The organism is Nonomuraea sp. NPDC049725, from assembly GCF_040674795.1.
GTDB lineage: Bacteria > Actinomycetota > Actinomycetes > Streptosporangiales > Streptosporangiaceae > Nonomuraea > Nonomuraea ceibae.
This window is the reverse complement of record NZ_JBFANJ010000042.1, coordinates 1-8,139: the sequence shown is the minus strand read 5'-3', so window position 1 is coordinate 8,139 and position 8,139 is coordinate 1. Positions and strand designations below refer to the sequence as shown.

At 69.9% G+C, this 8,139-nt stretch carries 5 protein-coding genes and 1 pseudogene; 1 reads left to right on the top strand and 5 read right to left on the bottom strand.

All coding sequences use genetic code 11. The features are described 5' to 3' along the window. Positions 1-658: 658 nt before the first annotated feature. The 5 genes and pseudogenes from AB0J53_RS45160 to AB0J53_RS45140 all read right to left on the bottom strand — a co-directional run bounded on the left by AB0J53_RS45160 (position 659) and on the right by AB0J53_RS45140 (position 6,005). Positions 659-1,246, bottom strand: a complete 588-nt coding sequence (locus AB0J53_RS45160; RefSeq protein WP_364184568.1) for a TetR/AcrR family transcriptional regulator — start codon at positions 1,244-1,246, stop codon at positions 659-661. Between the two features lie 50 nt (positions 1,247-1,296). Next, positions 1,297-2,867, bottom strand: a pseudogene (locus AB0J53_RS45155) (succinic semialdehyde dehydrogenase). Then, entirely contained in the window at positions 2,864-3,796 is a 933-nt protein-coding gene (locus AB0J53_RS45150) for an acetoacetate decarboxylase family protein (RefSeq protein WP_364184565.1), read from the bottom strand. The pseudogene AB0J53_RS45155 and the gene AB0J53_RS45150 overlap by 4 nt, the downstream one beginning before the upstream one ends. A 97-nt stretch (positions 3,797-3,893) precedes the next feature. Further along, positions 3,894-4,868, bottom strand: a complete 975-nt coding sequence (locus tag AB0J53_RS45145) for an alpha/beta hydrolase (protein WP_364184562.1) — start codon at positions 4,866-4,868, stop codon at positions 3,894-3,896. A gap of 177 nt (positions 4,869-5,045) precedes the next feature. Then, on the bottom strand, positions 5,046-6,005 hold the full coding sequence (locus tag AB0J53_RS45140) for an NAD(P)H-quinone oxidoreductase (protein WP_364184560.1): 960 nt from the start codon (positions 6,003-6,005) through the stop codon (positions 5,046-5,048). A 499-nt stretch (positions 6,006-6,504) separates the two neighbouring features. On the opposite strand from AB0J53_RS45140, the gene AB0J53_RS45135 reads away from it, so the two are divergent. Then, the gene (locus AB0J53_RS45135; protein ID WP_364184557.1) at positions 6,505-7,761 is read left to right on the top strand and encodes an amidohydrolase family protein; all 1,257 of its coding nucleotides are present in this window, start codon (positions 6,505-6,507) and stop codon (positions 7,759-7,761) included. The last annotated feature ends 378 nt before the right edge of the window (positions 7,762-8,139 follow it).

Genomic DNA, 8,139 nt, shown 5'->3' with positions numbered 1-8,139 from the left:
CCCGTGCCGTACTGGAGTCCCAGTACGGCACGGGCCGCGGCCCTCGGCGAACGCTTCGCGGCGTCTGATCATTCGCGTACGGGCAGGTGGCCGCGGGCCGCGGCATACCGCTGCCCACTACTTTGCGGTGCCATGAAACGACTCTTGACGGTGGCTGCCGTTACGGCAGCGACTGCTATGACACTGACGCTCAGTGCAGCTCCGGCCAGCGCAGCAGGCCACGAATATCGCACCAAGGAGGCCTGCACGGCGGCAAAAATCACCCGTTCGATGATGTACCCCTCGCGGTACTACTACTACTACTGCACCAAGTCGCTGGCGCCCAACGTGGGCCCCTGGCTCCTGTACTGGCGTGCACGATGATCGCCTTTCCCATGTCTGCAGGCAGTGTGGCGGGTGTCTACCGCTTCGACTTCGGCCAGGGCGCCGATGTTGCACGGACACTGCGTCGGACCCGTGAGGCCGGCCCGTGAACCTCGCCGGTGCTCGCGCCCGCATGGAGACGCGCGCGTCCGTGGGCGGCGGGCTGACGCACCGTCTCGGCACAGACAACGGCGGGGATGGCGCAGGTCGACTCCCGGCGGGCGATCCACCCGTGGACGGGTCTGGCGGCGCCCGGCTTCTGTCGGCCCCGCCTGGACGTGCGTCCGTCTGTCGTCTACCCGATCGTCGACGATCGAGGGAACAGTGCGTGGACGGCGGTGCGGACACGGCCGCTCGCCTGCTCGGGTGTCGAGGTGTCGAACTTTCCGTCGAGGTGGAGGAAGGCGAGGCCATGGGCCAGCGCCCAGACCGCGTCCGCCAACGGCTCGGGGTCACGGTCGGGAAAGACACCGCGTACCAGGTTGTGGAGATAGCCGGAGATGGCGGTGATCGCCGCGGCGCGCTCCTCGCTGGCCGGGTCGCACGGCTCGGCGAACATGACCTTGAACATCGCGGGCCGTTCGAGGGCGAAGCGAACGTAGGCGACCGCGATGTCGGCGAGGTCGTCGGGACTCTTGGGCGCGGGATGGGCTGCGGCCAGGTGCTCGGTGAGCTCACGGTAGCCGTGTGCGGCGACCGCGGAGACGAGTGCGTCGCGGTCGGCGAAGTGCCGGTAGGGGGCCGTCGGCGACACGCCTGCCCGCCGTGCCACCGCCCGCAGCGACAACCCTGCGGCGCCGTCCTCCTCCAGGAGTTCCCGTGCGGCACGCACGCAGGCGGCGCGCAGATCGCCGTGGTGGTACGAGCTGCCGGGATGCGGCACGGGACGCTCCTTCCGATGTGTGCGCTGCACACAATCGTACCGTGGCGAGATCAGCGGGAGCCGAGGGCCTTCAGGACCTTCAGCGCGCTGGTCAGCAGGTTCGCCCAGGCCTCGGGAGAGACGCGGCCGGGTGGTGAGAACCCCAGCAGGCGCTGGTGGGCCACGGTTTGAGGTTCGGTGTACTTGAGAAATCCGTCGGCGCCGTGGCGACGGCCGAGCCCCGAGTCGCCCATGCCGCCCATGGGTGCGTCGATGCTGCCCCAGGCGGCGGCGAACGCTTCGTTGACGTTGACCGTCCCGGCGCGCACGCGGCCGGCGACCGCGCGGCCGCGTGTGGCGCTTCGAGACCAGACGCTGGCGTTCAGTCCGTACGGCGAGGCGTTGGCCCGCGCGATCGCCTCGGCGTCGTCGCGGACGGCGTAGATCGCGACGACCGGCCCGAAGGTCTCGTGCGCGTACAGCGCCATGCCCGGGGTGACGTCGGTGAGGATGGTCGGTTCGTAGAACAGCGGCCCGCATCGGGTCGCGCCCGGCCGCCCGCCAGCAGCCTCGCGCCCTTGGCGACGGCGTCGTCGACGTGCGCGGTGACGGTGGCCAGCTGGGCGGGCGTGGTGAGGCTGCCCACGTCGATCGTGTAGTCGTAGGCGGCGCCTAGCTTGAGCCGCTTCGTCCGGGTGACGAACGCGTCGACGAACCGGTCGCGGATCGACTCGGCCACGTAGAGGCGTTCGGCGGAGACGCAGAGCTGGCCCGCCGAGGGGAAGCAGGCGGCGACGGCGCCGTCGGCGGCTCTGTCGATGTCGGCGTCGTCGAGGACGATCATCGCGTTCTTGCCGCCGAGCTCCAGGGACGAGCCGATGAGCCGTTGACCGGCGTCCCTGGCCAGGAGGCGCCCGCTGGCGGTCGAGCCGGTGAACATCAGGTAGTCGGCGCCGTCCATGAGCGGCTCCCCGAGGGATCTCCCGCGTCCGACCACCATCTGCCACACCCCGGCCGGCAGACCGGCCTCTGTCATCAAGTCGAGCGCCCACAGCGCGGTGAGCGTGGTCTGGGTGTCAGGCTTCTGGACGACGGCGTTGCCGGCCATGAGTGCCGGGATGGCGTCCCCGGCGGCCATGCTCAACGGGTAGTTCCACGGTGAGATGATCGCGACGACGCCCTTGGGGTGGCGCAGCTCGGTGGTGTGGGTGAGCACGGGGATCGCGCCGCGGCGGCGGCGGGGCGCCAGGAGCTTGGCGGCGCTGCGTGCGTAGTAGCGGGCGGTGATCGCGGTGTCGGTCACTTCGAGGAACGCGTCGCGGCGGGTCTTGCCGCTTTCGGCCTGCATCAGGTCCAGCGCCTGGTCCTGGCGGGCCAGCACCAGGTCGTGGAAGCGCAGCAGGACGGCCTTGCGTTCGGCGATCGGGGTGGCGGCCCACGCGGCCTGGGTGGCGCGCGCCCGGGTGAAGGCGTTCTCGACGTCGGCCGGCGTGGAGACCGGCAGGTCAGCGAGCGGAAGACCGGTGTAGGGGGCGTGGGTGGTGACCCGGTCGGCGTCCGGTGCGGCGGTGACCAGGCCGCTGAGCCGGTTGAGCAGGGCCGGTGTCAGGCGGGCGGGCAGGATCGCCCGGTCGGTGATCATGAAGGGTTGCCTGCCTTCCGGTTCGGCACGGAGAAGGGGACGGGCAGGTGCAGGGCGATCTGGCCTTCGGTGACGACGTCGAACTGGATGGTCCTGATTGGCCGCAGCGAGCGCAGATCGTCGGACAGGCGGCCCTGTCCGAGCTGCAGCTCGAGTCCGCGGGGCAGGCGGACGCTTCCGGCGGAGAGCATGTTGGTCTGGCTGAGCGTGGAGTGCCAGGACTCCCCGATGCGCGTGTAGGAGGTGAGCGTGGAGACTTTGGCACCGCTCGGGTACGCGCGTTGCGAGGGAGTGGCGGCGCTCAGCGCCAGGTCGGTTCCGCCGGTGTCGTTGGCGACGCGGGCGCTCGTCCGGTGGGCGTCGATCTCGACGTCGAGGCCGGTGACCCACTTGGGAAAGCCGTAGCCGTCGTGCCCGCGCACCTGGGCGATCTCGGTGCTGACCGGCAGGGACAGCACGTAGGAGTCGAGGCTGTCGTTCTTGAGGGCGGCGAGCAGGTCGACGAAGCCGAGGCGGCCGTGCCGGGCCGGCTGGACGGCGATGCCGACGGCGGCCTCGGTGTAGAAGTCGATGTCGCACACGTCGTAGCGGAAGAACATGGCCGACACCAGACCCACGCCGGGCGCGATCTCCAGGGGGGCCAGCTCGGCGGGCAGCCGGCCGCGGATCGCGCGGGACGGGGCCGGCATGGTGAGCCGCGCGGTCGAGACGCGGTAGTAGAAGTTCGGGGTCAGCGTGGGCCCGATGGGCGAATCCACCGGGGTCTTGGGCAGGCGCCGGAAGAAGTCGACGCTGCTGACCCGCGGGTCGCGGGCCACCTCGTCGAGATCGGTGTCCATCCGGTAGCGGTCGTACAGCCCGCCTTTCGGGACGGTGACCGTGCGGCTGCCGAGGGTGACCTCGACGGTATCGGGCTGTGCCGATGGCATTCGTGCCCTCCTCAATGTTTGCGATGCATACATCAAGGTACGCACAGCATGTAAGCACTGTCAACACTGGGCGGGGCGGTCCGTACGGCTGGCCCGGTTACTGCGGGTGCAGGGCCGCCTTCAAGGCGTCGACGGTGAGCTTGCGGGCGACGTTGGCGGCGCGCGTGTCGCGCAGGCTGTCCAGCAGCAGGAAGTCGTGCACCATGCCGGCCACTCGGACGGCGGTGACGTCCACGCCGGCCTCGCGCAGCTTGTTGGCGTACTGCTCGCCCTCGTCGCGCAGCACGTCGGCCTCGTCGGTGATCACCAGCGTGGTGGGCAGGCCGCGAAGCTGCTCCAGCGAGGCCTGAAGCGGGGAGGCGTACACCTCGGCACGCTGCGCCGGGTCGCTGGTGTAGGCGTCCCAGAACCACTTCATGCCGTCGCGGGTCAGGTAGTACCCCTCGGCGAACTGCACGTAGGACGGGGTGCCGAAGTCGGCGTTGGTCACCGGATAGAGCAGCACCTGGGCCTTGAGGTCGATGCCGCCGCGCTCCTTGTTCATCAGCGCGAACACCGCGGACATGCAGCCGCCGACCGACTCGCCGGTCACGGCGACGCGCGAGGTGTCCAGGCCGTGTTCCGCGCCGTGCTCCATGACCCACTGGCCCACGGCGTAGTTCTGCTCGACCTGGGTGGGGTACTTCGCCTCCGGCGCACGGTCGTAGACCGGGAACACCCCTGCCGCGCCCGCGCCGACGGCCAACTCGCGAAAGAGGCGGTCGTGGGTCTTGTCGTCGCCGAAGACCCAGCCGGCGCCGTGGATGTAGAACATCACCGGCAACGGCCCGCCCGCGCCCTGGGGCCGGATGATGCGGACCCGGACCGTCCCCCACTGCCCGGTGTCCACCTCGACCCATTCCTCGTCCACCTCCGGGCGGGGCACGCCGGGGCCGCTCTGCAGGTCGAGCAGGATCTGGCGGCCCTGTTCCGGTGGGACCTCGTAGATGCGCGGGTGCGGGTCGGTCGCCTCGGCCAGCTCTTTCGCGGCAGGCTCCAGGTAAGGCGTGATCGGCGGCGGAATCGCGGTCATGTTCACTCCGTGTCACGAGCACAGGCATGCTCTGTCGTGCGGCTCGACGGGCCGCGCCTGGTGGGCGCCCCCAGACATTTCTGGGCGGCGACGACTTGTCTACCCAGAGTGACGAATCCTGAGTCCTGGGCCCGGAGGCGAGTGCTGACGCCAAGAGATGCCGGTCCCGCCCCGGACTTACTCGTTGACCAGCAGGATCTTGCCCACATGCTGGGAGTCGGCCATCAGCTGGTGGGCCCGGGCCGCCTCGGACAGGGGCAGGACCTCGTCGACGATCGGCCGGACCGCGCCGGACTCGATCATGGGCCACACGTGCTCGCGCAACGCCGCGACGATCTCGGCCTTCTGCTGCCCCGAGCGCGAGCGCAAGGTGGTGCCGAACACCGACTTGCGCTTGAAGACCAGCTCGACGAGGTTGAGCTTGCCCTCGAAGCCGCCCTGCATGCCGATGATGACGAGCCGTCCGTCGAGATCGAGCGAGCGCACGTTGCGCTCCAGGTAGTCCCCGCCGATGACGTCCAGGATGACGTCGTAGGGACCGAAGTCCGCGAAGTCCTCGGTGCGGTAGTCGATCGTCACGTCGGCGCCGAGCTCGCGCACCCGCGCGGTCTTGGCGGCGCCGCTGACGGTGGTGACGACGCGCGCTCCCAGGGCCTTGGCGATCTGGATCGCCATCGTGCCGACCCCTCCCGCGCCGCCGTGCATCAGGAAGGTCTCGCCCTCGGCCAGTCGCGCGGTCATGACCACGTTCGACCACACCGTGGCCGCCGCCTCGGGCAGCGCCGCAGCCTCGACCAAACCGACCCCCTCGGGCACGGGCATCAGTTGCTCGGCGGGGACGGCGACCTGCTGTGCGTACCCGCCGCCGGTCAGCAGCGCGCACACCTCCTGGCCCACCTGCCAGCCGCTCACCCCCTCGCCCAGGGCGCTGATCCGGCCCGACACCTCCAGTCCTGGGTACGGCGAGGCGCCCTCCGGCACGAGATACAGCCCCAGCCGCTGGGCGACGTCGGCTCCGTTCAGCGCGGTGGCGGCCACGTCGATGACCACCTCGCCCGGTGCGGGCGCCGGGTCGTCGACCTCGGTCCACTTCAGCACCTCGGGACCGCCCGGCTCCGTGATCGTGATCGCCTTCATGGTGTTCGTCTCCTGTCGATGAAGGGCGTGGCCTGCGGCGTTCCAAGCTGTCATGGAATGCCGGAGGAATGTTTGCACTGCTTATATTACGTCAAAGTATGCACTGCAAACATGAGGTCCGGCAGGCACAGGTCAGCGCAACCCGTCCACCGGGCGGCGGGCGAGCCGCTCGCGGAGGCCGGTATAGAGGCTGCGATCTACCTCGATGTGCGGTAGCAGCGGAATCAGGCAGGACGGGATACGCCACTGCCTGGGCATACCCAGCTCGGGCCCGGCGACCGAAGCAGCGGAATCGCCGCCCGAGTGATCGCGGGCGGGCCTTCGTAGAGGGTGTGAGACGGGGTTTCACCTGCATGCGCATGTCGCCAGGTGGTTGGACCGCGAGGGTGACACGATCGCGTATGTACTGGTCGGCCGATCGTGGGGGAAGACGTCCATGCATGCTCCGAATTCAGCGCCGGACGCGGCAACCGCAGGCGGGGCGGCTTCCCGGCCGGCGGTGCTTTTCACCGGAGCGCGGGTCTTCGACGGCCGTTCGGACGAGCTGACCGCGCCGACCAGCGTGCTGATCGCCGACGGGAAGATCGCCGCGATCGGCGACCGCGGCGACGCCCCGCCGGACGCCTTGGTCATCGACGCGGGCGGGCGGACCATGACGCCGGGCTTCATCGACGCCCACGCGCACGTCATGCTCCAGGTCACTCCCGCGGAGGGGGCGAACACGGACTTGGCCTACCACGGGCTGTACGGCGCGTCGATGGCGAAGCTCTACCTGTCGCGCGGCTACACCACGATCCGGGACACCGGCGGCAACACCTTCTCGCTGAAGAAGGCGATCGACGCGGGGATCACCGACGGGCCCCGGATCTTCCCGTCGGGGCCGATCATCTCCCAGACCTCCGGGCACGGTGACTTCACCCCGGCGGCCGAACCGTCCCGCCTGGTGGGAGGGCATCGCGACCCCATGCAGAAGCTCGGGCATCTGCTGGTGGTCGATGGCGTTCCGGAGATGCTGCAGGCGGTGCGCTACGTGCTGGGGCGCGGCGCCTCCCAGATCAAGCTGGCCGTGAGCGGCGGCTGCGCCTCCGAGCGGGACCCGCTGGACATCGCCGAGTTCACCGCCGAGGAGATCGAGGCGGCGGTGAAGGTGGCCGGCGACTGGAACACCTATGTAGCCACCCACGTCTACAACCCCACCGGCATCCGCCGCGCCGTCGAAGCCGGCGTACGCACCATCGAGCACGCCAACCTGATCGACGCCAAGACGCTGGAGCTGATGAAGGACCACGGGACCTGGCTGAGCCCGCAAGTCAGCGTCTACGTCAACGACCCCCACGGCTTCGACCCGGCGCTGAAGAAGAAGTTCGCCCAGGCCCGTGAAGGGCTGGACGTGCTGTTCAAGCTGGTGAAGAAGACCGGGTTCGACCGCGTCGGCTTCGGATCGGACATCATCAGCGCGCCGGACACCCTCGCGAAGGTCAATGAGGAGTTCGTGAACCGGACCAAGTGGTTCAGCCCGGCCGAGATCCTGTGCCAGGCGACCGGCAACAACGGCCGGATGCTCGCGCTGGCCGGACCGCGCAACCCCTATCCCGGCGCCCTCGGGGTGATCGAGCCCGGCGCGCTGGCCGATGTGCTGCTCATCGACGGCGACCCGCTGGCCGACCCGTCCATCCTCGCCGACCCTGAGCGGAACCTGGCGGTCATCGTGAAGGACGGGCAGGTGTTCAAGAACCTGCTCGATCCCGGTAAGTAGGCGTCCTGCCGCCCGCCGGAGGGACTGCCGGGGCGAGCCCGGACTCCCGGCCTTTCCTGTCCCGGCGGCACACGTCCCGCCCCGGTGACCCAGGCCGACGGACGCCGACGTCACCACCGCTGGAACCGGTTCGCCGCGGATGGACCAGCTCAAAGACCTGCAGTCCCTGCGCGGCGTCGGGGGCATCCGGCCGGATCGGCGCCTGCGCCGGCCTTCGGCGGCTCAAGGAGGTGAGGGAGGCCCCACCCCGCTCGGAGCCGCCCACGCCCAAGCGGACCGAGCGGCTAGTGAGCTGACCGTGAGTATTCGGGACACCACATGAGGTGTGTTTCGTTTCAGATTGGCTGTGTGGTGGTGACGGTCTCCGGTTGCTGAGGT